This window comes from Mesorhizobium sp. M1406 (assembly GCF_040317555.1).
Classification (GTDB): domain Bacteria; phylum Pseudomonadota; class Alphaproteobacteria; order Rhizobiales; family Rhizobiaceae; genus Mesorhizobium.
In genome coordinates this window covers 1-504 of the sequence record NZ_JAMYKW010000203.1, presented here as the reverse complement: position 1 = coordinate 504, position 504 = coordinate 1, and the positions used below count along the sequence as shown (strand labels likewise).

Annotated in this window: 1 protein-coding gene; it reads left to right on the top strand. The window is 65.1% G+C overall.

The window, feature by feature from the left end; all coding sequences use genetic code 11:
- On the top strand, nucleotides 1–504 hold a 504-nt coding region (locus NKH03_RS34955; protein ID WP_502913592.1), incomplete at both ends, for a transposase.

Genomic DNA, 504 nt, shown 5'->3' with positions numbered 1-504 from the left:
CCTCGATCGCGACCCGTCGCCGACAGGCGAAGACTGACAGGATCGACGGCGAAGCCATGGTGCGGGCGCTGCTGGCCTACAAGCGCGGCGAGCCGCGGGTGTGCGCGATGGTCAAGGCCCCCGGCCGGAAAGAGGAAGACCGCCGTCGCATTACTCGACAGCGCAAGGTGCTAACCGGCGAATGGGTGAGCCACGTCAACCGTATCAAGGGATTGTTATTTGCACAGGGCATCTCCGGATACGAACCGCTGCGCCGCGATCGGCGGGCACGGCTTGAGGAACTGCGGACCGGCGATGGCAGAGCGCTGCCAGCGCATCTCAAAGCGCAGATATGCCGCGAACTCGATCGGCTGGAACTGCTTCTCGAGCAAGTCAAGGCCGTGGAGGCGGAGCGAGCCGCGTTGCTGGCCGAGGCGCAAGACGCGGCAACGCCCACCTCGGCGGCGATGTTGCTAGACGTGAAGGGCATCGGACCGGAGTTTGCTGCCATGCTTTGGTCGGAAG